This window comes from Roseovarius sp. B08 (assembly GCF_051417955.1).
GTDB lineage: Bacteria > Pseudomonadota > Alphaproteobacteria > Rhodobacterales > Rhodobacteraceae > Roseovarius.
Window position 1 is genome coordinate 251,836 of the sequence record NZ_JBPRLW010000001.1, and the last position, 25,193, is coordinate 277,028.

At 64.8% G+C, this 25,193-nt stretch carries 25 protein-coding genes and 1 pseudogene; 22 read left to right on the forward strand and 4 right to left on the reverse strand.

The window, feature by feature from the left end:
- Window positions 1–18 precede the first annotated feature (18 nt).
- Both ACSQ76_RS01215 and ACSQ76_RS01220 read right to left on the reverse strand, forming a co-directional pair.
- On the reverse strand, window positions 19–360 hold the full coding sequence (locus tag ACSQ76_RS01215) for a 5-carboxymethyl-2-hydroxymuconate Delta-isomerase (RefSeq protein WP_437155139.1): 342 nt from the start codon (window positions 358–360) through the stop codon (window positions 19–21).
- 49 nt (window positions 361–409) lie between these two features.
- Entirely contained in the window at window positions 410–1,180 is a 771-nt protein-coding gene (locus tag ACSQ76_RS01220; RefSeq protein ID WP_437155140.1) for an N-formylglutamate amidohydrolase, read from the reverse strand.
- A gap of 117 nt (window positions 1,181–1,297) precedes the next feature.
- Here ACSQ76_RS01220 and pyk point away from each other — a divergent pair, with 117 nt between their 5' ends.
- The 4 genes from pyk to rplT all read left to right on the forward strand — a co-directional run bounded on the left by pyk (window position 1,298) and on the right by rplT (window position 3,853).
- Window positions 1,298–2,743: a pyruvate kinase gene (pyk, locus tag ACSQ76_RS01225; protein WP_437155141.1), complete on the forward strand. Its 1,446-nt coding sequence runs from the start codon at window positions 1,298–1,300 to the stop codon at window positions 2,741–2,743.
- A gap of 46 nt (window positions 2,744–2,789) precedes the next feature.
- Window positions 2,790–3,014 carry a hypothetical protein gene (locus tag ACSQ76_RS01230; RefSeq protein ID WP_306128696.1) on the forward strand — a complete coding sequence of 75 codons (225 nt, stop codon included), beginning with the start codon at window positions 2,790–2,792 and terminating at the stop codon, window positions 3,012–3,014.
- A gap of 259 nt (window positions 3,015–3,273) precedes the next feature.
- The gene (gene rpmI / locus ACSQ76_RS01235; protein WP_103763596.1) at window positions 3,274–3,474 is read left to right on the forward strand and encodes a 50S ribosomal protein L35; all 201 of its coding nucleotides are present in this window, start codon (window positions 3,274–3,276) and stop codon (window positions 3,472–3,474) included.
- 13 nt (window positions 3,475–3,487) lie between these two features.
- On the forward strand, window positions 3,488–3,853 hold the full coding sequence (gene rplT, locus ACSQ76_RS01240; protein ID WP_306128695.1) for a 50S ribosomal protein L20: 366 nt from the start codon (window positions 3,488–3,490) through the stop codon (window positions 3,851–3,853).
- A 333-nt stretch (window positions 3,854–4,186) separates the two neighbouring features.
- On the opposite strand, the gene ACSQ76_RS01245 is transcribed toward rplT, so the two are convergent.
- The gene (locus ACSQ76_RS01245) at window positions 4,187–4,867 is read right to left on the reverse strand and encodes a hypothetical protein (protein WP_437155142.1); all 681 of its coding nucleotides are present in this window, start codon (window positions 4,865–4,867) and stop codon (window positions 4,187–4,189) included.
- A gap of 138 nt (window positions 4,868–5,005) precedes the next feature.
- On the opposite strand from ACSQ76_RS01245, the pseudogene ACSQ76_RS01250 reads away from it, so the two are divergent.
- The 18 genes and pseudogenes from ACSQ76_RS01250 to ACSQ76_RS01335 form a co-directional block, all read left to right on the forward strand.
- A pseudogene (locus ACSQ76_RS01250) lies at window positions 5,006–5,275 on the forward strand (fatty acid desaturase); the annotation flags it as partial.
- Window positions 5,275–5,895 (forward strand): fatty acid desaturase, encoded by a 621-nt coding sequence (locus ACSQ76_RS01255; RefSeq protein WP_437155143.1) that lies wholly within the window; start codon window positions 5,275–5,277, stop codon window positions 5,893–5,895. The pseudogene ACSQ76_RS01250 and the gene ACSQ76_RS01255, both read left to right, overlap by 1 nt.
- A gap of 49 nt (window positions 5,896–5,944) precedes the next feature.
- Window positions 5,945–7,018: a phenylalanine--tRNA ligase subunit alpha gene (gene pheS / locus ACSQ76_RS01260; RefSeq protein WP_437155144.1), complete on the forward strand. Its 1,074-nt coding sequence runs from the start codon at window positions 5,945–5,947 to the stop codon at window positions 7,016–7,018.
- 81 nt (window positions 7,019–7,099) lie between these two features.
- On the forward strand, window positions 7,100–7,516 hold the full coding sequence (locus ACSQ76_RS01265; protein WP_437155145.1) for a BLUF domain-containing protein: 417 nt from the start codon (window positions 7,100–7,102) through the stop codon (window positions 7,514–7,516).
- A 72-nt stretch (window positions 7,517–7,588) separates the two neighbouring features.
- Window positions 7,589–7,867, forward strand: coding sequence for a YrhK family protein (locus ACSQ76_RS01270; protein WP_306128690.1), 279 nt, complete (start codon window positions 7,589–7,591; stop codon window positions 7,865–7,867).
- A 118-nt stretch (window positions 7,868–7,985) separates the two neighbouring features.
- Entirely contained in the window at window positions 7,986–8,918 is a 933-nt protein-coding gene (locus ACSQ76_RS01275) for a dimethylarginine dimethylaminohydrolase family protein (protein WP_437155146.1), read from the forward strand.
- A gap of 1,109 nt (window positions 8,919–10,027) precedes the next feature.
- A complete protein-coding gene (locus ACSQ76_RS01280) occupies window positions 10,028–10,411 on the forward strand; it encodes a hypothetical protein (protein ID WP_437155147.1) in 384 nt (127 codons plus the stop codon).
- Between the two features lie 87 nt (window positions 10,412–10,498).
- Complete coding sequence (locus tag ACSQ76_RS01285; RefSeq protein WP_437155148.1) at window positions 10,499–11,785, forward strand: ABC transporter substrate-binding protein; 1,287 nt, start codon at window positions 10,499–10,501, stop codon at window positions 11,783–11,785.
- 38 nt (window positions 11,786–11,823) lie between these two features.
- Window positions 11,824–12,750, forward strand: coding sequence for a branched-chain amino acid ABC transporter permease (locus ACSQ76_RS01290; RefSeq protein WP_437155149.1), 927 nt, complete (start codon window positions 11,824–11,826; stop codon window positions 12,748–12,750).
- Complete coding sequence (locus tag ACSQ76_RS01295) at window positions 12,747–13,691, forward strand: branched-chain amino acid ABC transporter permease (RefSeq protein WP_437155150.1); 945 nt, start codon at window positions 12,747–12,749, stop codon at window positions 13,689–13,691. Before ACSQ76_RS01290 ends, ACSQ76_RS01295 begins: the two co-directional genes overlap by 4 nt.
- Window positions 13,688–14,395 (forward strand): ABC transporter ATP-binding protein, encoded by a 708-nt coding sequence (locus ACSQ76_RS01300; protein WP_437155151.1) that lies wholly within the window; start codon window positions 13,688–13,690, stop codon window positions 14,393–14,395. The genes ACSQ76_RS01295 and ACSQ76_RS01300 overlap by 4 nt, the downstream gene beginning before the upstream one ends.
- Window positions 14,395–15,090 carry an ABC transporter ATP-binding protein gene (locus ACSQ76_RS01305; protein ID WP_437155152.1) on the forward strand — a complete coding sequence of 232 codons (696 nt, stop codon included), beginning with the start codon at window positions 14,395–14,397 and terminating at the stop codon, window positions 15,088–15,090. The genes ACSQ76_RS01300 and ACSQ76_RS01305 overlap by 1 nt, the downstream gene beginning before the upstream one ends.
- A 133-nt stretch (window positions 15,091–15,223) precedes the next feature.
- Window positions 15,224–16,075, forward strand: coding sequence for an FAD binding domain-containing protein (locus tag ACSQ76_RS01310; protein ID WP_437155153.1), 852 nt, complete (start codon window positions 15,224–15,226; stop codon window positions 16,073–16,075).
- Between the two features lie 8 nt (window positions 16,076–16,083).
- On the forward strand, window positions 16,084–18,762 hold the full coding sequence (locus tag ACSQ76_RS01315; protein WP_437155154.1) for a molybdopterin-dependent oxidoreductase: 2,679 nt from the start codon (window positions 16,084–16,086) through the stop codon (window positions 18,760–18,762).
- Window positions 18,755–20,194: a 6-hydroxynicotinate reductase gene (locus ACSQ76_RS01320; protein WP_437155155.1), complete on the forward strand. Its 1,440-nt coding sequence runs from the start codon at window positions 18,755–18,757 to the stop codon at window positions 20,192–20,194. Before ACSQ76_RS01315 ends, ACSQ76_RS01320 begins: the two co-directional genes overlap by 8 nt.
- Window positions 20,194–21,036 carry a UPF0280 family protein gene (locus ACSQ76_RS01325; RefSeq protein WP_437155156.1) on the forward strand — a complete coding sequence of 281 codons (843 nt, stop codon included), beginning with the start codon at window positions 20,194–20,196 and terminating at the stop codon, window positions 21,034–21,036. Before ACSQ76_RS01320 ends, ACSQ76_RS01325 begins: the two co-directional genes overlap by 1 nt.
- Complete coding sequence (locus ACSQ76_RS01330) at window positions 21,029–21,610, forward strand: amino acid synthesis family protein (RefSeq protein ID WP_437155157.1); 582 nt, start codon at window positions 21,029–21,031, stop codon at window positions 21,608–21,610. The genes ACSQ76_RS01325 and ACSQ76_RS01330 overlap by 8 nt, the downstream gene beginning before the upstream one ends.
- A gap of 153 nt (window positions 21,611–21,763) precedes the next feature.
- Window positions 21,764–23,548, forward strand: a complete 1,785-nt coding sequence (locus ACSQ76_RS01335; protein WP_437155158.1) for an ABC transporter ATP-binding protein — start codon at window positions 21,764–21,766, stop codon at window positions 23,546–23,548.
- Window positions 23,549–23,686: 138 nt separating this feature from the next.
- On the opposite strand, the gene ACSQ76_RS01340 is transcribed toward ACSQ76_RS01335, so the two are convergent.
- Window positions 23,687–25,183 carry a phosphomannomutase/phosphoglucomutase gene (locus ACSQ76_RS01340; RefSeq protein ID WP_437155159.1) on the reverse strand — a complete coding sequence of 499 codons (1,497 nt, stop codon included), beginning with the start codon at window positions 25,181–25,183 and terminating at the stop codon, window positions 23,687–23,689.
- Between the last annotated feature and the right edge of the window lie 10 nt (window positions 25,184–25,193).

Consider the following 25,193-nt stretch of genomic DNA (forward strand, 5'->3'; position numbering starts at 1 on the left):
TCGGGTCTCCTTTTTCGGTCAGAGCATACGTTTCATATAGGGCTGATGAATGTCATCTAAGCGGACGGTCAGGCTGCCGATGTCCGGCAAATGGCTGTCGAGCGTGTCGAGCACGATCTGCGCCAGCTCGGCGCGCGTCTCGTCGCTGCGGCCGGGCAGGAGGAGGAGCGTGGCATGGGCGAAGCTTCGCGGTTCGACCCCGATGCGTGAAGCGGTGGCGGCGATGGTGCGGGTGCGGACGGTGTCGGGGCTGGTGACGGAGGGATGGTTCGCGAATTTCTGCCACAGGTCGTCGCACAGAGCCTGAAGGTCGTGGCTGTCTTCCAGTCCGCGGGAATGTTCGATGATGATGTGCGGCACGGGGTCTCCTGTCCTGACGATGGATTGTGGCGGTGGATTTCGGGGAAAATCAACCGGATTGGGGTGAAACAGTCTCTAATCCGGCGCCAGCATGTTCTGCGGCCTCGAGCAGCATGGGAGCAAGGCGGGCAGCCCAGGCGGTTTGCTGGTCCTTGGTGACGATGAGGTCGTTTCGCAGCTCGATCAGCGCGTTCAGGCGCTGGTAGGCGATGCCGTGACGGGCAATAGCGTCCCCGGGCAGGTGGCCGCCATATGGCTCGTTCGCGCCGACACAAATATCGGGCTCGTTTGCGAGCCGGTTGATCAAGGGGCGCGTGAGACGTTCGTCCGTGGCATAGAGCACACCGATATGCCAAGGCCGGGGCGGGCGGCCCTGAAGCTGCCGGGTGAAGGAGTGGATGGACACGATGATGGTGCCCTCCTGCCGCGCCGCCAGGTGGGCCAATTCGCTGTGATAGGGTCTATACAGCCGATTCAGCCGCTGTTCGATGTCGTCCGGGCCGACATGGCGGTTGGCCGGGATGATTGTGCCGTCGTAGAGCTTCATCACGAGGGTCGGGTCATCCTCGCCCCGATTTGGATCGATCACGAGGCGAGAGAAGTTGGACAGTATACAAGGCGCATCAAGCGCTGCCGCCAGTGCCCGGGCCACCCCTGCGGCGCCCGGATCATAGGCGATGTGGCGGGCCATGTCGGCAGGATCGAGCCCCAATGAGCCATCGTTCACGAAAGCCGGGACGGTGTTGGCGGCATGGTCGCAGGTGACGAGCCATCGGGAGGGACGATTTGTCCCTTCTGTGAAAAACGGGTGGTATGTCATGCTGATGTCATCTCTTGCCCGCCACTTTTATGTCAGTTGTCAGGGAATGGGAATTGGGTAATAAACTCCGCGTAAGTTTAGCGCTAACGCCGGCTGAACATAAAGGTAAGGACAGACATGAGACGCTATCGCAACGTGAAGATCGTGGCCACGCTGGGCCCGGCATCGGAGACCTACGAGACAATCCGGGCGCTGCACGAGGCGGGGGCGGACGTGTTCCGGCTGAACATGAGCCATGGCACGCAGGACGATATCCGCGCCAAGCACGAGATCATCCGGCAGGTCGAGGAAGACCTGGGCAGCCCGATCGCGATCCTGGCTGACCTGCAGGGGCCGAAGTTGCGTGTGGGGCCGTTCAAGAACGGCTCGGAAGAGTTGGAAGAAGGCGCGGCGTTCCGGCTGGACCTTGACGAGGCGGAAGGCACGATCGACCGGGTGAACCTGCCGCATCCCGAGATTTTCCAGGCGTTGAAACCCGGGGCGCGGCTGTTGGTGAACGACGGCAAGATCCGGCTTCGGGTCACGAAATGCGGCACTGACTTTGCCGAAACCGAGGTGATTACCGGCGGCACTATTTCCGACCGCAAGGGTGTGAACGTGCCCGACGTGGTGCTGCCGCTGGCCGCGCTGACCGAGAAGGACCGCGATGACCTGGAGTTTGCCTGCGAGTTGGGCGTGGACTGGCTGGCGCTGAGTTTCGTGCAGCGGGCGCGGGACGTGATCGAGGCAAGCGCGCTGGTGCGCGGACGGGCAGCGATCATGGTGAAGGTGGAGAAACCCTCGGCGGTCACGGATTTCGACGCCATCCTGAACGAGGTCGACGGGATCATGGTGGCACGCGGCGACCTGGGCGTCGAGTTGCCGGTGCAGAACGTGCCGCCGCTGCAAAAGCGGATGGTGCGCAAGTGCCGGGCGGCGGCCAAGCCGGTGATCATCGCCACGCAGATGCTGGAATCGATGATTTCAAGCCCGATGCCGACCCGTGCCGAGGTCAGCGACGTGGCCACCGCGATCTACGAAGGGGCGGATGCGATCATGCTGTCGGCGGAATCGGCGGCGGGCGAGTACCCCATCGAGGCGGTCCAGACGATGGACAACGTGGCGCGCGAGGTCGAGGACGACCCGACCTATACCGAGATCATCGAAGCCTCGCGCAAGGCTGACCGGACCACGGTGGCGGACGGGATCGTCGCCGCGGCGCGCGAGATTGCCGAGACCACGCAGGTTGCCGCGATCTGCTGTTATACCCAGAGCGGGACGACGGCGCTGTTGACCGCGCGGGAGCGGCCGCGCGTGCCGATCATCGCCATGACGAACGTGCGCAACACAGCGCGACGGCTGACGCTGAACTGGGGGACGGAATGCGTGATGACGCCCGAACTCTCGCGGTTCAAGATGGCGGTGCAGAACGCCACGCGCGCGGCGCTGAAACAGGGCTATGCCACCGAGGAGGACCTTGTGATCGTGACTGCCGGCGTGCCGTTCAACGTGCCGGGCACGACCAATATCCTGCGGGTAGCGCCCTGTAACCAAAGGGAACTTTCTTCGACTGACCAGGACTGAACTGCGCTATACTGCGCGTCAGAGCAGTTCATGGAGGGTCTTTTGAATGGATCCCGATCTTATTTTCGTCATCGGCCTGGTTCTGGGAGTCTTTTCGATCCCTTCAATCCTGTCGGCGCTGTCAGACGGGCACGCGCCGCGGGTGGCGGCGGTCACGATCATCGCGTCGGCGGTAATGATCTTCTGGGCGGTCAGCAACAATCCGGGCGGCTATGAATTCAACGAGATACCCGACGTCTTCGTTCAGGTGGTGGCAAGATACCTGACCTGAGACCCCGAGGCCGCACGACGGCGAGTGCGGCAGGAAGGCGATCCGAAGCCACGTGAATCGACGCGCCAACGTTCCAAATCGCCAGCCCGTCCAAGGCCCCCCTTTCGGCGAGGCCGCGCGGCTGAACTTAAAGGCGTGCGCCGCCACCAACCCCCTTGCTTTACGCACGCTGTCGTCCTATACGGCGCTCTCATTCGCGCGGCCGGCCGAAGTGGCATGCCGAGTCGCGCATAAGACCGACCATCAAGAGGAGCCGGAAATGCCCAAGATGAAGACGAAATCGAGCTGCAAGAAGCGGTTCAAAGTGACGGCCAAGGGCCGTGTGGTGGCTGGCCAGGCCGGCAAGCGCCACGGCATGATCAAACGGACCAACAAGTTCATCCGCAACGCGCGTGGCACCACGACGCTTTGCAAGGCTGATGAAGGTATCATCAAGCCGATGATGCCCTACGCACGCTGAGGAGGTTCGAGACATGGCAAGAGTCAAAGGTGGGACCGTTACCCACGCACGTCACAAGAAAATCACCACCGCCGCCAAAGGGTACTATGGCCGCCGCAAGAACACCTTCAAGGTGGCGGCACAGGCCGTGGACAAGGCGAACCAGTACGCCACGCGCGACCGCAAGAACCGCAAACGGAACTTCCGCGCGCTGTGGATCCAGCGGATCAATGCCGCCGTGCGCGCGCATGACGAATCGCTGACCTATTCGCGGTTCATCAACGGCCTGTCGCTGGCCGGTGTCGAAGTGGACCGCAAGGTCCTGGCCGATCTGGCCGTGCACGAACCCGCCGCATTCGGCGCCATCGTGGAACAGGCAAAAGGCGCGCTGACCGCGTAAGCCTGCCGTTCGAGGGACAAGAAGATCAGCGCCGTCGGGTCATCCCGGCGGCGTTTGTCATTGTGCCGGGATCGTTAACAATTTTCTAAAAACAGACATACTTTCTCCGCAAGGTTGTGCGATGCCTTCTGGCACAACGGCCCGAAAAGGGTGGAAAACCAGGAGGCAGAGACATGGTACGCGTGATCGTGCAGACCCGTAACGGGCAATCCGAACTGAGTGAAAAGGCCAAGCGGCTGCTGGCGGCGCATGACCACGAAGTGCGCAAGTTGCGCAGCACGTCAGCGGCCTGATTTCCACTGGCCCGGCACTGGGCGGGCGCGTGGATGCGGCTCAGGCCGCGTCTGGCCGTCCGAACGTCGCGGTGTTGGCCGGCGCAAGGAAGATCGACGTGGTCAGCAGGCTGAAGATGAACTCGTAGACCTCCCACTGGCGGGGGATATCGACCACCAGCATTACCACGCTGGCGATAACGCCCATTACGCCGTGACGCCATGACGGCACCGGCCATGCCAGACGATCCGCGACGCGCGTGACAAGGCGGGATTTGCCATAAAGTGCCGGCAACGCCAGCAGGTAGAGCAGGATCGCGACAGTCAGTCCGCTGCCGAACACCGTCTTGGTCAGCTGCTTGCCGCCCACGACTATGTTGTGTAGCGTGATCTCATCCTGAAAGTTGATCTCCCGGAGCGCCTCGGGAGTCTCCAGCCCAAGGATGCGCTGCCCCCAGGAAATCTCTTCGCCCATGCCGAAGACGAAAATCAGCGCGTAGATCGACAGGCAGATCCCGGCAAGTGTCTGGCCTTTCCGGAACTGGCGCGCGGAGTGCCACGCCAGCACCAGCGCCGACACGAAGAGCATGACGGCGCTGCCGTATTCGACGGGGCCGTCCTCGATGGCGAAGCCGGTGGCGAACTGAGTGTCGAAGCCCAAGATCCAGTAGACCAACGTGAAGATGAGGCTGGCGTTCATGAGCCCGAAAAGGAACTGGTCCGCGGGGGAAAGATTGCGCATGGGGAACTGCTTATGTTGATTAAAAAGCCTGCCCGGCTGCGCTATGGTTCGTCGTTGGGGGTGTCAAGTAACCCGTGCGTGAGCGGGGCCGGCGATCTCCCCTTGCTGGAGCGCGAGGGGCAGCCTAGGCTTTTCGGCATGGATCACCGGGAGTTCACCGCCGCCCTGCCGCGAGACAAATTGGCCGGGCTGACAAAGGCCGAGAATGCGCCCGGCCTGGTCCGATTGGCGGGGCATTTCGGTCTGATCGGGCTGTTCGGTGCCTGGATCGCGCTGGGCTGGCCGCTTTGGTGGGCGCTGCTGATCCCACAGGGGATTGCTCTCTGCTTTCTGTTCACGCTGGAACATGAGGCCACGCACAAGACGCCGTTTCGAACGCTATGGCTGAATGAATGGGTGGGGCGGCTATGCGGCCTTTTGATCGTGCAGCCGTTCGAGTGGTTCCGGTACTTTCACCTTGCGCATCACCGGCATACCAACATCCCGGGCAAAGACCCGGAACTCTTGGCCGCCGGGCGAAACCCGAGGGTTGGCGCGCCTATCTGTGGCATGTCACCGGCCTGCCGTTCTGGACGGCCATGATCGGCCAGACCCTGCGCAACGCGGCGGGACGCGATCCGGGCCGCTACCTGCCCCAGCGTGCCCGGCCGCGGGTGGTGAACGAGGCGCGGGTGATGCTGGTGGTCTATGCTGTCGCTCTGGCCAGCCTTTTGGTGACGCCGGTGCTTTTCTGGGTCTGGATCCTGCCGGCGTTGCTGGGGCAACCGTTCCTGCGGCTGTACCTTCTGGCCGAGCATGGGCGCTGTGCCTTCGTCGCGGACATGTTCCGGAACACGCGCACCACATATACCAACCGGGTCGTGCGGTTCCTGGCATGGAACATGCCCTATCACACAGAGCATCACGCCCTGCCGCAGGTGCCGTTTCACCGCCTGCCGGAATTGCACGGGATGATGCAGGGGCATCACGGTGTCGTCTCGGACGGATACGTGCAGTTCACACGGGACTATGCGGCGACCTTGCGCTGATGCGCCAGTCGGGGTAACCGGCCTGCGAACCGGAAACGAGTGACACGCCATGGATGACCTGAGAGACAAGTACCTGAAAGCCATTGCCGAGGCCGGTGACGAGGCCGCGCTGGAGGATCTGCGTGTGCAGGCCGTGGGCAAGAAGGGCGAGGTCGCGCTGAAGATGCGCGAGCTGGGCAAGATGACGCCGGAAGAGCGGCAGGAGATGGGGCCGAAGCTGAACGCGCTGAAGGACGAGATCAACAGCGCGCTGGCGGCCAAGAAGGTGGCGCTGGCGGATGCCGCGCTGGACGAACGGCTGCGCGGCGAATGGCTGGACGTGACCCTGCCGGGGCGGCCGCGCCGCGAGGGCACCATTCATCCGATCAGCCAGGTGACCGAGGAGGTCACGGCGATCTTCGCCGACATGGGCTTTGCCGTGGCCGAGGGGCCGCAGATCGAGAGCGACTGGTACAATTTCGACGCGCTCAACATTCCCAGCCACCACCCGGCGCGGGCCGAGATGGACACGTTCTATACCCACCGCGCGGAAGGCGACGACCGTCCGCCGCATGTGCTGCGTACGCATACCAGCCCGGTGCAGATCCGCGCGATGCAGGCGCAGGGCGCGCCGATCCGGGTGATCGCGCCGGGGCGTGTTTACCGCGCCGACTATGACCAGACGCACACGCCGATGTTCCACCAGGTCGAGGGCTTGGCCATCGACAAGGATATTTCGATGGCGAACCTGAAATGGGTTCTGGAAGAGTTCGTGAAGGCGTTCTTCGAGGTCGACGAGGTCGAACTGCGGTTCCGCGCGTCGCATTTCCCGTTCACCGAGCCGTCGGCGGAAGTCGATATCCGGTGTTCGTGGGAGGACGGCACGTTGAAGATCGGCGAAGGCGATGATTGGCTGGAAATCCTCGGGTCCGGCATGGTGCATCCCAAGGTGCTGGAGGCCGGGAATATCGACCCGAATGAATGGCAGGGCTTTGCATTCGGCATGGGGATCGATCGGATCGCGATGCTGAAATACGGCATCCCCGACCTGCGGGCGTTTTTTGATAGCGACCTGCGGTGGCTGCGGCATTATGGCTTCGCGGCGCTGGATGTTCCGACGCTGCATGGGGGCCTGAGCCGCTAGGCGTCTTTGGGCAGAGCCCTAAGACGAGCTAATGACAGAGTGAGCGTCGGCACATAGAGTGTGGGTGAAAGGAGCCCTGCCATGGCGCTCATTCAGTTGATCTATGCTTCCCGCCCATTCGGATATGACGACGCGATGCTCGCCGGCATCCTGCTGGATGCGCGGCGGTGCAATGAGCGGGACGGTATCACCGGGGCGTTGATCTGTCGGGCGGATCTGTACCTTCAACTGTTGGAAGGATCCGAACAGGCGGTTCGGGAGTGTTACGCCCGGATCAGGCAGGATGACCGTCACGTGGAGCCGCGCAAGCTGGTGGAGCGGACGATCCGGACCCGGCTGTTTCCGGGCTGGGCGATGCGGGACGATCCGGCGCAATCCTGGGTCTGGAGCCGGGAAGCGGTGCGCGCGGGTGCCGTCGAGCAGGCGACCGAGGACGAGGTGCTGGGTTTTTTCCTTCGGCTGGCGGCGGATGGTGCGGTGCCTTTTCCGCAGCGCTAGGGGCTTTTACTTGTCAAAAGGGACTGTGTGGTCTTTTTAGAGCCCGTCTTTTGACAGCCCGGAGAGAACGCCATGCAGATGTTCAAGGACAAGCGCCACATCAGCCCAAAGACGCGGCGGCTTTATGCGATTTTCGAACTGCTGCACACGCTCGCGGATTTCGTCGCGGCGTTCTCGTTCCTGGTGGGGTCGATCCTGTTCCTTTGGTCGGACACGGAGACTGCGGCGATCTGGCTGTTTATCTTCGGATCGGTATTCTTCTGCCTGAAGCCGACGCTGAAGCTGATCCGGGAGATGAAACTGCTGTCGATCGGGGACACGGAGGACCTGGCGGAGCGGTTCGAGCCGTAGGCGTCTTGCTTGGACGGCTCTAATTTGCGCATGACGCGGGTGGCGCGGACGGTCGGGTGCGGTCGCGCTTGACTTGGGCGCGGCATCGGCTCAGCCTTTCGCGCAAAGGAGACCTGTCATGAAAGATCAACCGGCTGACAATTTCACCCTGCGTGCGCGGCGCGAGGGCGGGGGCACGCCCAGGCTGAACGAATGGGGTGCGGATAGTGATTATGGCACGTTGCGGTCGGTCCTGCTGGGGCCGATCGAAAATTACCGCTGGCTGAAGACATCCTCGGTCAGCAAGAAGACGTTGCGGCGGGGCGTTGAGTTCGACCCTGACATTGCCCGAAAGCAACATGCGGAGATGGTGAGCGCCTATGAAAGTGCGGGCGTCGAGGTGCACACCCATGTGCCGGACCCGGAGCTGCCCTACCAGGTCTATGCGCGGGACAGTTCGGTGATGACGCCCTATGGCGCGATCATCACGCATATGTCGCAATACTGGCGCCGGGGCGAGAATTTCCGGGCGATCGAGACCTACCAGGGGCTTGGCATCCCGATTTACGATTTCGTCACGGCGGGCACCTTCGAGGGCGGCGACTTCAACGTGATCGAGCCGGGCTGCGTGCTGATCGGCTGGGAAGGCGAGGAAGGACGGACCATGGAGCAGGGTGCGAAACAGGTCGCGTCGTGGATGGAGGCCGAGGGCTGGGAAGTGAAACTGGCCGATATCGACCCGTTCTATGTGCATATCGACCTGATGGTGGTGATGCTGGCGCCGAAGCTGGCAGCCGTTTGCACCGATTGCACCGATCCCGAGATCGTCGACTGGCTACGCGCCAAGAAGATCGAGATCGTCGAGGTGCCGTTCCAGGAGACGATCGCGCTGGGCTGCAACGTGGTGGCGCTGGGGCAGGACCGGGTGCTGTTGCCGGAAGGGTCGAAAACGCTGAAAGAGAAGCTGAAGGCGTTGGGATTCGAGATTTACGATCCGGACTTGACCATGATCACCCAAGGGGGTGGCGGCGTGCACTGCATGTGCCAGAGCCTGATCCGCGACCCGGGGTGACCGAAATGAGTGGCTGCGCCACGCTCGACGGTCGTGAGGAGGGGCCAGCCCCTCCGGTCGAAACAGGGTTTCGACCTCCTCCCCGGGATATTTTGGGCCAGAAGAAGAGATCGTGAGACAGCTCGTTCCGTTCTGTCTGGTCCTGTTCTGGGGCGGGATGGCGTGGGCGCACGCGTCGGAGCAGAGCTTCGTTCTGTTGCTGCCGACGGACGTCTATATCGCGGCAGGGGTGGCGAGTGTCGTCCTGACGGTGCTGTTGCTGGCGATGCTGCCTTCGTGGGCGGGAGAGGCGGTTTTTGCGCCGGTGGGTCTGGTGCGGCGGCCGCGCTGGGCGGTGCGGCATGGGACCAGCCTGTTGGCGACGGGGGTTCTGGCATTCGGTGTTTGGCAGGGCTTTGCCGGGCCGCGCACGCCGATGGAGAACCCGGTGCCCCTGCTGATCTGGACGGTGTGGTGGGTGGCGCTGGTGAGCCTGCAAGGGCTTGTCGGCAATCACTGGCGCTGGACGAATCCGTGGACCGGGGTGGTGGCGGTGTTGGCCCGTTGGACGGGGATGCGGGCGTTGATGCGATATCCGCGCGGCTGGGGGTATTGGCCGGCTGTTGTGCTGTTCCTGGCTTTTGCGGCGTTCCTGTTGTGCGACCCGGCGCCGGCGGATCCGGCGCGGTTGGCGAGTGCCGTGGGGCTTTACTGGTACGCGGTGCTGTTCGGAGTGCTGCTGTTCGGGCCCGCGTTCCTGCTGCGGGGCGAGATGGTAACGGTGATGATGCGGGCCTATGGGCGGATGGGGCTGCTTGCCCAAGCGCGCGGCCGGCTGGCAATTGGCCTTTGGGGTTGGCAGGGCGTGGTACGGCGGGCGCCGCCGCTGGGGATGGCCGTGCTGATGGTGTTTCTGCTGGGTACGGGCAGCTTTGACGGGCTGAACGAGACCTTCTGGTGGCTGGGGGTGATCGGGGTCAACCCGCTGGAGTTTCCGGGCCGGTCGGCGGTGGTGGTGCCGAACCTGATCGGGTTGGTGGTGGCGAATCTCGGGTTGTTGGCGGTGTTCACGGTTTGCCTGTGGCTGGGGGAGCGGATCGCCGGGACGGGGGCAGAGCCTGCGGCAGGCGGTGTGCCTCTTCGCTCCGTCGATCCTGCCGATCGCGCTGGGGTACCACGTGGCGCATTACCTGCCGACGTTCCTTGTAGAGGTGCAGTACGTGGTGCAGATGCTGGACGATCCGCTGTCCAATGGCGCCCATTTTCTGGGCATGGACGGGTTTTACGTGACCACCGGGTTCTTCAATACGCAGGATACCGTGCGGCGGATCTGGCTGAGCCAGGCCGGCGCGGTGGTCGTGGGGCATGTTGTGGCGATCCTGATGGCGCACGCGCTGGCCATGCGGGACGGGGCGGACCGGCGGCGGGCCGTGCTGGGGCAGGCGCCGCTGGCGGTGTTCATGGTGGCCTACACGTTCTTCGGGTTGTGGTTGCTGGCCTCGCCGCGCGGGTGACGCCGCGTCGGTCAAAACACTGGACAAACCGGGGCGGGCTTCGCAGGATCGTGCCAAAGTCATTTCAAGGAACGGGGAGAGTTCGCGATGACCAAGCTGATCAAGGGCACGTCGCGCCGGGGCGCGTTGAAAACACTGGCCGGAGCAGCGGCGGGGGCGGCGAGCCTGCCGCTTTGGGCGCGGTATGCGCAGGCACAAAGCTCGGAGCCGATCAGGATCGGGTTCCAGCAGCATAGCACGGGCATCGGCGCCGCCTATGGCCGCTGGTACGGGCGCACCACCGAGGCGGCAGTGAAGCTGATCAACGAGGGTGGCGGGATCAATGGCCGGATGATCGAGATCATCGCCGAGGATGACGGCACGGACCCCAAGCGCGGCGCCGAGGTGGTGGAGAAATTCGCCAACCAGCATGGGTGTGACGTGGGGTTCGGTACGCTGTTCAGCCACGTGGTGATCGGGTCCGCCCCTCGGGCAGGCGAGTTAAAGCTGCCCTATTTCGTGGTGTCGGAAGGGCATCACGTGGCGAGCGGGATGCTGAACCGCTATACGCTGCAGCCGGGCATCACGGATGTGAAGAGCCAGGTGCAGGCGATGGCGCCTTACGTGTCGGAGAACCTTGGCAAGAAGGTCACGATGATATTTCCCGATTTCGCCTTCGGTCACGATCACCGGGATTTCTTTACCGCAGCGATCGAGGAACAGGGGGGCGAGGTGCTGGAGCAGATCGCGATCCCGCCGAGCGAGACGAGCTTTACCAAGTATTTCCCGCAGATCCCGCGCGATACCGAGGTGCTGTACCACGTGATGGTCGGCCCTGCGGTGCTGACCTTCGTGAAGGAGCTGGGCGAATTCTTCGGCGACCAGGGTCCGGAGATTTTCGGATTCATCGACAGCCTGGAGGCGGTGGACATTTCCAGCCCGGGCCTGGAATTTCTGGAAGGCACGTATTTCTGGGAAGGGATGCCGCGTTACGCGCAGGAGGATCAGAGCGAGCACGAGAAATTCTATCGCGAGGCCGTGGGCGTGGACGAGAACGGCGCATCTGTCAGCGACCCGAACGACGTGTCGACCTATGCGCATATGTTCGGATGCTGGGAGACGCTGTACATCATCAAGGCCGGGATGGAAGAGGCCGGCTATGCCGGGCCGGACGACCGGGCGAAGCTGATCGAGGCCGTCGAGGCGATGGAGGAGATGCCCGAAAGCCGGGCGCATCCGCAGGGGGCCAAGCGGTTCAACGGCAAGACGCACCAGGTGTTCGGGCATCAGCATATCAGCCGGGTCGAGAACGGGCGTTTGGTGAAGGTGCACACGACGTCGATCGAGGACACGATGTATCCCGACGAGGTGGATTATACCACGCAGCCGCTTTGACGTATTGTGAGGCGCGCTGGGGCGTGTGACCTGACCTGATGGAATTCGGACCTCATCTTATCCTCGCCACGCTGGAAGGCGCGGTGACGGCGGCGGTGCTGGCGCTGACTGCCGTGGGCCTGAGCCTTGTGTTCGGCGTGATGCGGGTGGTGAATATCGCGCATGGCGAATTCTACATGCTGGGTGCGGTCATTGCCTGGTACGTGGCGCAGATGGTGGGCGGGCACCCGGCGCTGGGGTTTGTCGCAGCACTGGTGATCGCGCCGCTGGTCGTGGGGGTGCTCGCGGCGGCGGCGGATGTGACCATACTGAAGCGTATCGAGTATGATCCGGAGCGGACGATCGTGGCGACGATCGGCTTGCTTTATATCATTCAGCAAGTGACCTTAATGACCTACGGCCCCGAGGCGCGGCCCGTGGAGGCGCCGTTCAGTGGCCGGGTCGAGCTGCCTTGGTTCGACTGGTTCGAGACGCTGTTCGGCATGGCGCAGCCCTGGGGGTGGAGCATCACCTCGTACAAGCTGTTCGTGATCTTCGCCGCGGGCGCGGTGCTGTGCGGCGTCTGGGCGATGATGGCGCGGACGCGGATCGGGTTGTTGATGCGGGCGACGCAGGCGGATCGGGACATGGCGCTGGCATTTGGCATCCCCGTCGAGCGGGTCTATGCGCTGGTCTTCGGGATCGGCGCGGGGCTGGCGGCGCTTGGCGCCGTGCTGATCGTGCCCATTCAGCAGGCGCATTACCTGATGGGGGTCGAGCCGTTGTTGCTGGCCTTCATCGTGGTGATCATCGGGGGGCTGGGGAGCCTGCCGGGCACGGTGCTGGCGGCCTTGTTCATCGGGCTGAGTGACGGGATCATCTCGGTCTTCTTCTCGCCGACACTGGCGAAGATTCTTGCCACTTTGCTGGTGGGGCTGGTGCTGGTGTTCCGGCCTCAGGGCCTGTTCGGGACGCGGACGGCATGAGCATGGGCGGGCGTGTTCTGGGGCTGCACCTGGGTCTGCTGGTGGTGCTGTTCGCGTTGCAGTTCGTGCTGCCGGCGTACCATCACGGGAATATTGCGCGGATCATGGTGCTGGCGTCCTACGCTGTCGGGTACAACATCCTCTTTGGCTATACGGGGCTGTTGAGCCTTGGGCATGCGCTGTTCTTTGCGGCGGGGATGTACGGGATGGGGCTGACCATCCAGCACGCGGGGTTCACGCCCGCGCCCGCGTTGATCGTGGGGATCGTGGCGGGGGCGCTGGTGGCCGGGGGGCTGGCGTTGTTGGCGCTGCGCACGGCGGGCGTGGCGTTCATGATCGTGACGCTGATGTTCGCGCAGGCGGGGTACCTGACGATCCTCTACTTCGGGGAATACACGCGGGGCGACGAGGGGTTCGTGATCCAGCAGGCGCAGAGGGCGCTGTGGGGGATCGACCTTAGCGACCCGACGGCGCGGTATTTCGCGGCTTGGGGGCTGTTCTCGGTCTGCTTCGTGCTGTCGCTTTGGCTGGTGCAGAGCCGGTTCGGGCGGACGCTGATCGCCATCCGTGAGAACGAAGAGCGGGTGCGGATGCTGGGGTACGACACCTATGCGCACAAGCTGGGGGCGATGGTGGTGTCTGGTACGATCTCGGCGGCGGCGGGGGCCTTTTATGGCCTGCTGTTCGGCTATGCGGGGGCGACATTCGGGTCGGTGCAGTATTCGATCTTTCCGCTCTTGTGGGTTTTGTTGGGCGGGGCTGGCACGGTGCTGGGGCCGTTCGTGGGCACGCTCTTCATGTTCTACCTGATCGACCTGAGTTCCGGCGTGACCTCGGCCTATATGCTGATCGCGGGCGTGGCGCTGGTGGCGCTGACGCTGTTCGCGCCGCAGGGTCTGACCGGGGAAGTGCGGCGGCGGCTGTGGAAAGGGTTGCCGTGATGCTGCTGAAGGTGCGGGGGCTTTCCAAGTCGTTCGACGGGTTGCAGGCGGTGACCGATGTTGACTTCGACCTGCCGCAGGGAGAAGTGCGGGCGCTGATCGGTCCCAACGGGGCGGGCAAGACGACGCTGGTGGGGATGATCTGCGGGCGGATCCCGCCGAGCTCGGGGACGGTGACGTTCGATGGCGAGGACATCACGCGCCTGCCGGCGCACAAGCGCATCCTGAAGGGGATGGCCTATACGTTTCAGATCACCTCGATCTTTCCGCGTCTGCCGGTGCAGGAGAACGTGGCGCTGGCGGCGCGGCGGCGGTTGCAGGGCCGCGCGGTGGAGGCTGCCACGGCGGAGGCGCTGGACCGCGTCGGGCTGGAGGGGCAGGCGGACGAGGAGGCGGGGAACCTCAGCTATGGACACCAGCGCCTGCTGGAGATCGCGATGGGGCTGGTGCAGGCGCCGCGGCTGCTGATCCTGGACGAGCCGACTCAGGGGCTGTCGGAAGGCGAGATCGACGCGTTCAAGGCGTTGATCCGCGAGCTGGCGGGCGAGACGACGATCCTGTTGATCGAGCACAACATGAAGGTCGTGATGGAGACCGCCGACACCGTGAGCGTGCTGAACTTCGGCGAGATGCTGGCCGAGGGGACGCCGCAGCAGATCCACGAGAACGCCGACGTGCAGGCGGCTTACCTGGGGACCGGATGATGCTGGAGCTGAATGCGGTCAATTCGGGGTATGGCGCGGCGCAGGTGCTGCGGGACCTGTCACTGCGCGTCGAGGCGGGGGAGATCCTGTGCCTGCTGGGTCGCAATGGCGCGGGCAAGACCACCACGATGCAGACGATCATGGGGCTGTTGCCGCTGATGTCGGGGCGGATCACGCTGGATGGGCAGGATATCGGCAGCCTGCCGCCGCACGAGGTGCCGCGGGCCGGGATTGGCTATATCCCGCAGGGGCGGCGGCTGTTTGCCGGCCTGAGCGTGGCGCAGAACCTGGAGATCGGGCTGCAGGTGCGTGGCGCGGGCAAGGACGTTCTGGACGAGGTGCTGGACCTCTTTCCCCGGTTGCGGGAGCGGATGGACCAACCGGCGCAAACGCTGTCGGGCGGAGAGCAGCAGATGCTGGCCACGGCGCGGGCGTTGTGCATCCAGCCCAAGGCGCTGCTGTTGGATGAGCCGACCGAGGGGTTGCAGCCCTCGATGATCGAGGCGATCCGGCAGGTGATCGTCAGGATGCGCGCGCAGGGCGTGGCGATATTGCTGGTGGAGCAGCGGGTGGACGCGGTTCTGTCGGTGGCCGACCGGGTAGCGTTTATCGAGAACGGGTGCAACGGCGAGGTGCTGAGCGCGGAGGCGTTGCGGCAGGATCATTCGATCGTGGACCGCTACGTGGGGGTCTGAAAGGCGGCACATCAGTCAAATGTTGCACGTGTTTCGCGTTTCGCTGATGCCCCAGGTCAAAGGCAAAACGCTTTGAGTTGACAGGACGAAACGCCGCGTCGCACGATACCCGCACCCCGACATGGAGAGCGGCGTGACCGGATACACACGGCCCGAAACCCTGGACGATGCGCTGGCACTGCTGGCGCAGACAGGCGGGCGCGTGGCGGCGGGGTGTACCGACCTTTTCCCGGCGACGGGCGCGCGGGCGTTGCAGGGGCCGGTGGTGGATATCACCGGGCTGGCCGGGTTGCGCGGGGTCGCCGTGACCGATGAGGGTTTGCGTATCGGGGCGGCGACCACATGGACGGATATCCTGAAAGCGGAGCTGCCCCCGGCCTGCGACATGCTCAAACAGGCGGCGCGGGAGGTCGGCTCGGTCCAGATACAGAACGCGGGGACGATCGCGGGCAACCTGTGCAACGCCTCGCCCGCGGCGGACGGGGTGCCGTGCCTGCTGGCGCTTGATGCAGAGGTGGAACTGGCCTCGGCGCAGGGAGGGCGGCGATTGCCGCTGGAGAGTTTCATTGTGGGGCCGCGCCGCACGACGCTGAACCCCGGCGAGATAGTGACAGGTGTTCACCTGCCGCGATCGGCGCTGGAAGGACGGTCGCGGTTTCTCAAGCTTGGCGCGCGGCGGTACTTGGTGATTTCCATCGCCATGGTGGCGGTGCGGTTGGTGGTGGAAGACGGGCGCGTCAGCAGCGCGGCGTTAGCCGTGGGTGCGTGCAGTGCCGTGGCCACGCGGTTGCCACAGGTGGCGGCTGCGCTGACGGGGTGTGCGGCAGACCATACGCTGGCGGATGTCATTTCCGAGGATGCGGTTTGCGCGGCCCTGTCGCCGCTGGACGATATCCGGGCGACGGCCGGCTATCGCGCGCACGCGGCGACGGAGCTGTTGCGCCGGGCGGTGACGGATGCGGTCGGCGCAGAGGGTGTGTGGTGAACCGCCCGATGGATACGTGCACTCTGATGGTGAACGGACAGCGTCGCGTCCTGCCCGCCGATCCGGCACGGCGCTTGTCGGAGGTGCTGCGCGACGGTTTGAACCTGCGCGGCACGAAGGTGGGCTGTGACGCAGGCGATTGCGGGGCCTGCACCGTGCTGCTGGACGGCGCCCCGGTCTGTGCCTGCCTGACGCCGTTGGGCCAGGCCATGGGGCGCAAGGTCGAGACGATCGAGGGGCAGGTCCACACGCCTTTGCAGCAGGCCTTTCTGCGGCATGGGGCGGCGCAATGCGGGATCTGCACGCCCGGAATGGTGATGACGGCAGAGGCGTTCCTGCGCGAGACGCCGGAGCCGACGCGGGCCGAGGTCGAGGTGGCACTGGGGGGCGTGCTGTGCCGGTGCACCGGGTACACCAAGATCATCGACGCGGTGCTGGATGCCGCCCCCGGCGACGTGGCGAGGATGCCCGATGCAGGACAGGCCGTGGGCGCGGCCGTCGCAAGGTTGGACGGTGCCGCGAAGGTGGATGGGACCGAGGCCTATGGCGCGGATCACGTGCCGGAGGGTGCCTTGCTGGTGCGGGCGGTACGCGTGCCATACGCACCCGTATCCTTTCAGTTTGGAGAAATTTCGGACTGGGCCGCGGCGCGGGGCGTACAGGTGTTCACGGCGCAGGACATCGGCGGGACCAACCGCTTTGGCGTGATCCCGGCGTTTCGGGACCAGCCGGCGCTGGCAGAGGACCGGGCGCGGTTGGCGGGCGAAGCGGTGGTGCTGGTCGCCGGTGAACCTTCGGTTGTGGAGGCTCTGGACCTGTCGGACTTTCCGATCACCTGGCGCGAAGACCCGGCGGATCGGCCCGTGCATGACGCGCATCCCGACAACCTGTTGATCGCCGGCAAGGTCCGACGAGGGGCCGCGCGGCAGGCGATGCAGGACGCCGCCGTCACTGTCAGTGGCGCGATGCAGACGGGCTATGTCGAGCACGCCTATATCGAACCCGAGGCCGGTGTCGCCTGGATGGATGGCGAGACGCTGGTGATCCGGGCCTGCACGCAGGCGCCCGTCATGGATCGCGACGATACCGCGGCCGTGCTGGGCCTGCCGCCGGAGGCCGTTCGGATCATTTCGGCGGCGACGGGGGGCGGTTTCGGATCGAAGCTGGACGTGTCGTTGCAGCCTCTGGTGGGTCTGGTCGCGCTGAAGACCGGACAGCCGGCGCGGATGGTCTATAGCCGGGCCGAGAGCATGGCCGCGACCACCAAGCGGCATCCGTCTGACATGCGCTGTACCCTTGGCGCCGACGGCGACGGGCGGATCGTGGCGATGGAGTTCGACGGGGATTTCAATACGGGAGCGTATGCTAGTTGGGGACCCACCGTGGCGGGACGCGTGCCGGTGCACGCGTCGGGGCCGTACTTCATCCCGAATTACCACGCCGAGGCGCGGGCGAATTACAGCTACGCGCCGATCTCGGGCGCGTTCCGGGGCTTTGGCGTGCCTCAGGCGGCGATCATGCAGGAGACGCTGTTCGACGATATGGCGGACAAGCTGGGAATGGACCGGCTGGCCTTTCGCAAGTTGAACGCGTTGCGCGACGGACAGGCGACGGTGTTCGGCCAAACTCTTCATGGGGTTGGCATCGCGGCTTGTCTGGAGGCGCTGGACGGGCCTTGGACAGAAGCGCTGGAACGGGCCGAGCGGGCCAATGCCGGGGGCGGGCGCGTGCGGCATGGGGTTGGCATCGCGTCCTGCTGGTATGGCTGCGGGAATACGGCGATTGCCAATCCGTCGACCATTCGGATCGGGCTGACGCGCGAGGGGCGTCTGTGCCTGCACCAGGGCGCGGTGGATATCGGGCAGGGGTCGAACACGGTGATCCCGCAGATCGCGGCGGATGCACTGGGGCTGCCGCTGGCGCAGATGCAGATCATCGGGGCGGATACCGCGTTGACGCCGGATTGCGGGAAAACATCCGGGTCGCGCCAGACGTATGTGACCGGAAGTGCGGCGTTGCGCGCCGCTCAGGCGTTGCGGGCGCTGATCCTGAAGCAGACGAATATGGGGCCGGATGCGGTTCTGCACCTTGAGGGCACCATTCTGCGCGTGAGTGACGGCGCGCGGGAGCAAGCGATTGATCTGGCGACGCTTTCCGAGCAGGCGCATGGCTATGTCCTGTGCGCCGAGGAAAGCTATGATCCGCCGACGCAGCCCTTGGACGAGGACGGGCAGGGTGTGCCCTATGCCGTCTATGGCTATGGCGCGCAACTGGTGGAGCTGTCGGTGGACATGGGTCTTGGCACGGTGGAGGTTCACAAGGTCACCGCGGCGCATGATCTGGGCCGGGTGATCAACCCGCAGCTGGCCGAAGGGCAGGTCGAGGGCGGTATCGCACAGGGGTTGGGGCTGGCGCTGATGGAGGAGTTCATTCCGGGGCGGACGGAGAACCTGCACGATTACCTGATCCCGACGACGGGCGACATGCCGGAAATCGAGACGATTTTCCTGGAGGTGCCTGACCCCGAGGGGCCGATGGGCGCGAAGGGGCTGGGAGAGCATGTGCTGATCCCGACCGCGCCCGCGATATTGAACGCGATCCGGGATGCGACCGGGGCGCTGGTCACACGCCTGCCCGCGTTGCCGCATCGCGTGCTGGCGGCGATCCGCGAGGCCCGAGATGGCTGAGCGCGGGCGCGAGGAGAAGATCCGCTGCGATGCGTGTCCGGTGATGTGTTACATCGCGCCGGGCAAGATCGGGGCATGTGATCGCTATGCCAACGAGGATGGCCGGATCGTGCGCTGTGATCCGCTGACCATACTTGATCGTAGGGTTGCCAAGGGGGACGCGGTGAACCCGTTTCTTGGGCCTGAATGGGACGGCGAGATCCTGGGTGGCGAAGAGGTGTTCGTCAGTGGCGTGGGGGCGGGCACGACCTATCCCGATTACAAGCCCGCACCCTTCATCGTCAGTCGCGAGGTGGAGGGCGCGGATTTCGTCACCGTGGTGACCGAGGCGATCTATTCCTATTGCGGGGTGAAGGTGAAGATAGACACCGACCGGCACCTGGGCCACGAGGCGGCCACCGTGCGCAGCAATGGCGAAGCGGTGGGGCATGTGACCACCTCGGAATATGGCTCGCAGATGTTGTCTTTGGGTGGGGTGGATCACCTGACCGGCGGTGGCAAACCCGAGGGGCGCGCGACCTGCGATGCGCTGATGCGGCTGTGCAACCGCGAGGCGGTGGAGCTGGAGATCGACGACGGCGCGACGGTGGTGGTGCAGGCGGGGCAGGCGCCTGTGGTGAATGGCCAGCGCGAGGAGCGGATGCGCGTTGGCTGTGGCTCGGCCACGATCGGGATGTTCGCCAGCCAGTGGCACGGGCTGGTGGACGAGGTGGTGGTTGTGGACGACCACATCACCGGCGTGGTCAGCGAACACCAGGCGGGCAAGGTGCTGGGCTGGGCCGATACCGGCATTCGCATCAAGGGGCGTCGGTCGACGCCGGGGCGGTATTTCAAGGTGGCCGAGCCGGGCCAGGGCTGGGGCGGGACCGATCTGGACGATCCGCTGGCGATCCTGAACCCGTGGCTGGAGAAGAAAGGCGCAAGACCGGGACTGACCCTGTTGATGGTCAGCACCACGGGCGAGCATCACGGGTATTATGTGCTGGACGATGATTTGCAGCCGCGCAAGGCTGCGTTGCCGAAGGCTTTGCGCCCATCCGTGGACCTGATCGCGGAGAATTGCGAACCGGCGCTGTGCACGGTGATGTTCCAGGCGGGCGCGGGCGGGTCGCTGCGGTCGGGCGTGACGCAGAACCCGGTGAAGCTGACCCGGTCGGTGCAGGCGCTGAAGACGCGGGTGACCTGTGGCGGCGCGCCGGCGTTTGTCTGGCCCGGGGGCGGGATCACTTTGATGGTGGATGTGCTGAAGATGCCAGAGGGCTCGTTCGGACATGTGCCGACGCCCGCGCTGGTGGCGCCGCTGGAGTTCACGTTGAGCCGGGAGGATTACCGGGCGTTGGGGGGGCATGATTCGGCGGTGCGGACCATCGCGGATATCCTGAAGCATGGCGGCGAATACGGCGGCGCGGTGCGCGTGCTGGAGGGCGACTGATGCAAAGGGCACAGGCGCGGTGGCTGCCCGACGGGAAAAGGCTGCACCTGCATCACGGGCCGATCGACATGATCCTGGGCATCGAGGGCGCGGGGCGCAACGCGGCGTTTCAGAGAGCGGTGGCGCGGTTCGAAACACTGCTGGAGGAACTGGTGGCGGAGTTGCCGAGATTGCGCAGCAACGATGGAAGCGGCGTTACGGGCGGGGCCGCACGGCGCATGGTGTCGGCGGTGGCGCCGTTTGCGCCGGAGTTCATCACGCCGATGGCGGCGGTGGCCGGGGCCGGGGCCGAGACGATATTGCAGGCGGTGCTGGACGGGCCGGACGTGCGCAGAGCCTATGTGAACAACGGCGGCGACGTGGCGTTTCACATCGGTCCGGGAGAGGTGATGCGGGTGGCGATTGCAAGCCCGGTACCGGGGCATGTGACGGTACGGCATGGTGACCCGGTACGCGGCGTGGCGACCTCGGGCGCGGGCGGGCGCAGCCATTCGCTGGGGATCGCCGATGCGGTGACGGTACTGGCGCGTGGTGCCGCGCCCGCGGATGCCGCCGCGACGATGATTGCCAATGCCGTGGACCTGCCGGGGCATCCGGCGATTGACCGCGTTCCGGCCTGCGAGGTGTCGCCGGACAGTGACCTTGGGCCGCGCGCGGTGACCCGGGCAGTCGGTGCGCTAAGTGCGGACGAGGTGGCCGAAGCGTTGGACGCGGGACGCGCCTATGCCGACAGACTGGTGGCGCGGGGTGTGGTCCATGCCGCCTGCCTGACGCTGCGTGGGCAGTGCGTGAGCGTCGGCGAGACTTTGATGATCGAAGAAAGTGACCCTGAACATGCCTGAATTTACGCTGCGCAAGACCGCGCTTTTTGTCGAGGAGATCCACCATGACGGCGGGCCGGTCGCGGAACGGCCCCGCCGCCGCGCCGCAATGGCGGCGCTGGTGAAGAACCCGTTCGCGGGCGCCTATGCCGCCGATCTGCAATCGGCGATGGACGATCTGAAACCCCTGGGGCTGATGATGACCGACCGGCTGATCGAGGCAATGAGCGGGCCGGAGGGCATCGACGGCTATGGCAAGGCCGCCATGGCGGGTGAGGCCGGGGAGCTGGAGCATACGGCGCTGTGGCACGTACCGGGGGGCTATGCCATGCGCGCGCGGCTGGGCGAGGCGAAGGCGATCGTACCGTCCTCGATGAAGCAGGGCGGGCCAGGCACCCGGATCGACGTGCCGCTGGGCCATATCAATGCCGCCTATGTTCGCAGCCATTTCGACGGGATGGAAGTGGGCCTGCCCGATGGACCCCGCTCCGATGAGCTGCTTTTCGTTTTGGCCATGAGCCGCGGCGGGCGTATTCATGACCGGATGGGCGGGCTGACGGTGGACGAGGTCAAGGGCGAGGACGGGTTGCGCTGAAGGTATTGGGGGCTTTGCCCCCGTCCCGGGCAGGCCCGGGCCTCCCCCAGGATATTTTTGGCCAGAGGAAAAGGGGCGTCTGCGCGGGGGGCTGACCTTTGGTGATGAAGCCTCTATAGGCGTCGGGTGAGAAGTGATCGGACTGAACCTGACATGAGCGATACCCCAAGAAAGACACGTCAGCCGCTTTACAGCGCGGCGGACAAGCGGAACATGCGGTGGTTCTGGCAGGGGTACCTGCGGAAGCATTCGGGCAAGCTGTTGCTGGTGCTGGTGCTGATCCTGGTGCAGGGGCTGGTCTATCAGCAGTTCCTGGCGATGACCGAGGACGGCCTGCGGGTGATTTTCGAGTCTGGCGCGATGCGGGAGCTGATCGAGGTCTGCATCGTGGTGTTCGGATTGTTCGCGGTACGCGGTGTCGTGTCGTTCCTTGCGCCGATGATCACGGTGAAGGTCTCGAACCAGGCGATTTACGAGATGCGGCGGGACCTGATCGGGCACCTGATGTCGCTGGATCTGGCCTATTTCGAGCGCACCAAGTCGGGCGAGATCATCCAGAAGCTGGTCACGCAGACGCAGGCAATCGGCGTGTTCGTGGGGCTGGGTGTGGCTGGGGCACTGCGGGATGCGGTGACTGTGGTGGTGGTCTCGGGCTACCTGATCTGGAAGAACCCGATCCTGTTCGTTTCGGCCATCGTGGTGCTGCCCTTCATCATCATGGTGATGAATTTCGTCTCGGACCGGGTGAAGCAGGCGCAAGGCGAGGCCGAGGAGGCGCTGGGCGGCTACATGAACGGGATCGAGGAGACGGTGAACGGAATGCGCACTGTCAAGATCGCCCGGCAGGAGGAAGTCGAAAAGGACCGGTTGATGGGCGGCACGGATGCGATCCGGCGGCTGATGAACCGGGTGCAGGTGACCCAGGCGCTGGTAATGCCGTCGATCGACCTGAGCTCGGCCTTTGTCTACGTGCTGGTGATCGGCGGTGGCGGATACATGGTGCTGTCGCCGGAGTTCGAGGTGGACGGGGCCGGGATCATCACCTTCCTGCTGGGCATGGTGATGGTGTTCGACCCGGCGCGCCTGCTGGCGCAGTTCTTTGGCGGGCTGCAATCGAATCTGGTGCTGCTGGACCGGGTGCGGAACCTTTACGACCAGGAGCCGAGCATCAGGGATGCCGAAGGTGCGAAGACCGCGTTCGACACCGGCGGGGATATCGTGCTGAAGGATGTGACGTTCTCGTACTCCGACGACCAGCCGTTGTTCGACGGGCTGAACATGCGTTTCGAAGGTGCAAAGGTTTCGGCCATCGTCGGCTCGACCGGCTCGGGCAAGACGACGATCCTGTCGCTTCTGTCGCGGCTATACGATGTGAAGGGCGGTGACATCACGTTTGGGGGCAGGCCCATAAGGGAGTTGCAGGTGGCAGCCCTGCGCGGGGCGTTTTCGGTGGTGGCGCAGGATATCGTCATCTTCAACGCGTCGATCTGGGACAATATCCGCTACGTCAATCCTGCGGCGACCGAGGCGCAGGTCTGGCAGGCGGCCGAGGATGCCGAGATCGCCGACCTGATCCGCGCCCGCGGCGATGTGCCGGTGGGGCCCAAGGGCGCGCAGTTGTCAGGCGGGCAGAAGCAACGGATCGCGATTGCGCGGGCGTTCCTGCGGGATGCGCCGATCCTGCTCCTGGACGAGGCGACCTCGGCGCTGGACCAGGCGACGGAAGAGCGGATCAAGTCGGCACTGGCGCGGCTGACGAAAGGCAAGACGACGATCGTGGTGGCGCACCGGCTGAGCTCGGTCGCGGACGCGGACCGGATATTCGTACTGGAGTCCGGTCAACTGGTGGAGCAGGGGCGGCACGAGGATCTGTTGGCCGAAAACGGACTTTATGCACGACTCTACCAGGCGCAGAAGAAAGGTTATGACGGCAGGTAGGCGGTACGGCGTTGCCGCGCAGGTTTGTCTCGACGGCCTTTGGCCTCGGCTTCGGGCGAACTGCGGATGTGACGCTTGATTGTCCGGGCGCTGCGCGCGTGGTTGGGTCCGGTTTCGGCCGGAGGGGCAGTGCCCCTCCTATATGCTCTGATCGTATTCGCCGACCGATGGCTCGGTACGGATGACGGTGTCGATCTCCTTGAAGATCGCGCGCATTTCGTCGTCGGAGGTGGCGCTTTCGCAGACCACGACAAGGTTGGGCGTGTTCGACGACGCACGCACCAGGCCCCAGCTGCCGTTTTCGAGGATGACCCGCGCGCCGTTGACGGTGACGACTTCCTTGATGGGCTGGCCGGCGAAGGTCTCGCCCGCCTCATGCTTGGCGACGAGTTTCTGCACCAGCCGGTCGAGGACCTGATATTTCTCGGTATCCGGGCAATGGGGCGACATGGTCGGCGTGGACCACGTGGTGGGCAGGGCGCGGCGCAGGTCGGACATGGACATGTCGGGGTTGCGGTCCATCAGCTTGCAGATTTCCACGGCGACGCGCATGCCGCAGTCATAGCCGCGGCCCACGGGTTCGGCCAGGAAGTAGTGGCCGGATTTCTCGAACCCGGCGAGCGCTCCCAGTTCCTTCACGCGCCGTTTCATGTGGCTGTGGCCGGTTTTCCAATAGTCGGCTTTCACGCCATTTTTCTGCAGTTCGGGGTCGGCGGCGAAGAGGCCGGTGGATTTGACGTCGGCCACGAAGGTGGAATTGGGGTGCAGTTTGCTGAGATCGCGGGCCATGATGACGCCCATCTTGTCGGCGAAAATCTCTTCGCCCTCGTCGTCGACCACGCCGCAACGGTCGCCGTCGCCGTCGAAACCGAGCGCGAAATCGGCGCCCGACTCCTTCACCGAAGCGGCCATGTCGTGCAGCATTTCCATGGCTTCGGGGTTGGGGTTGTAGTTGGGGAAGGTGTAGTCGAGCGTGTTGTGCGAGGGGATGACCTCGACGCCCAGACGCTCGAACAATTCGGGCGCGAAAGCCGACGCGGTGCCGTTGCCGGTGGCGCAGACGACGCGCAGCTTGCGGGTCATCTTGAAGTCGCCGACGAGGTCGTCGAGATAGGCCTCGCGCACGCCGCTCACGAATTCGTAGCCGCCGCCGGAATGAGGCTCGCCCTCGCCATTCAGGACGATGTCGCGCAACTCGCCCATCTCGTCGGGGCCGTGGGTCAGGGGGCGGTCGAAGCCCATCTTGACCCCGGTCCAGCCGTTGGGATTGTGCGACGCGGTGACCATGGCCACGGCGGGCACGTCGAGGTGGAACTGAGAGAAATAGGCCATGGGGGAGAGCGCCGGGCCGATATCCTTGACGTGGATGCCGGCCTGCATGAGGCCGACGATCAGCGCGTTCTTGATCGAGAGCGAATAGTCGCGGTAGTCGTTTCCGACCGCGATCACAGGGTCGATGCCGCGGCGGCGCATCTGAGTGCCGAGGCCGAGACCGAGGGCGGTGATGCCGGGCAGGTTGACCTCGTCGGGGTATTTCCAGCGGGCGTCGTATTCACGAAAGCCCGTGGGCGTGATCATCGGGTCGCGCAGGAATTCCCAAGTGTTCTGGGTCACGGTGGCAGCGGGTTTGGTCACGGAAATACCT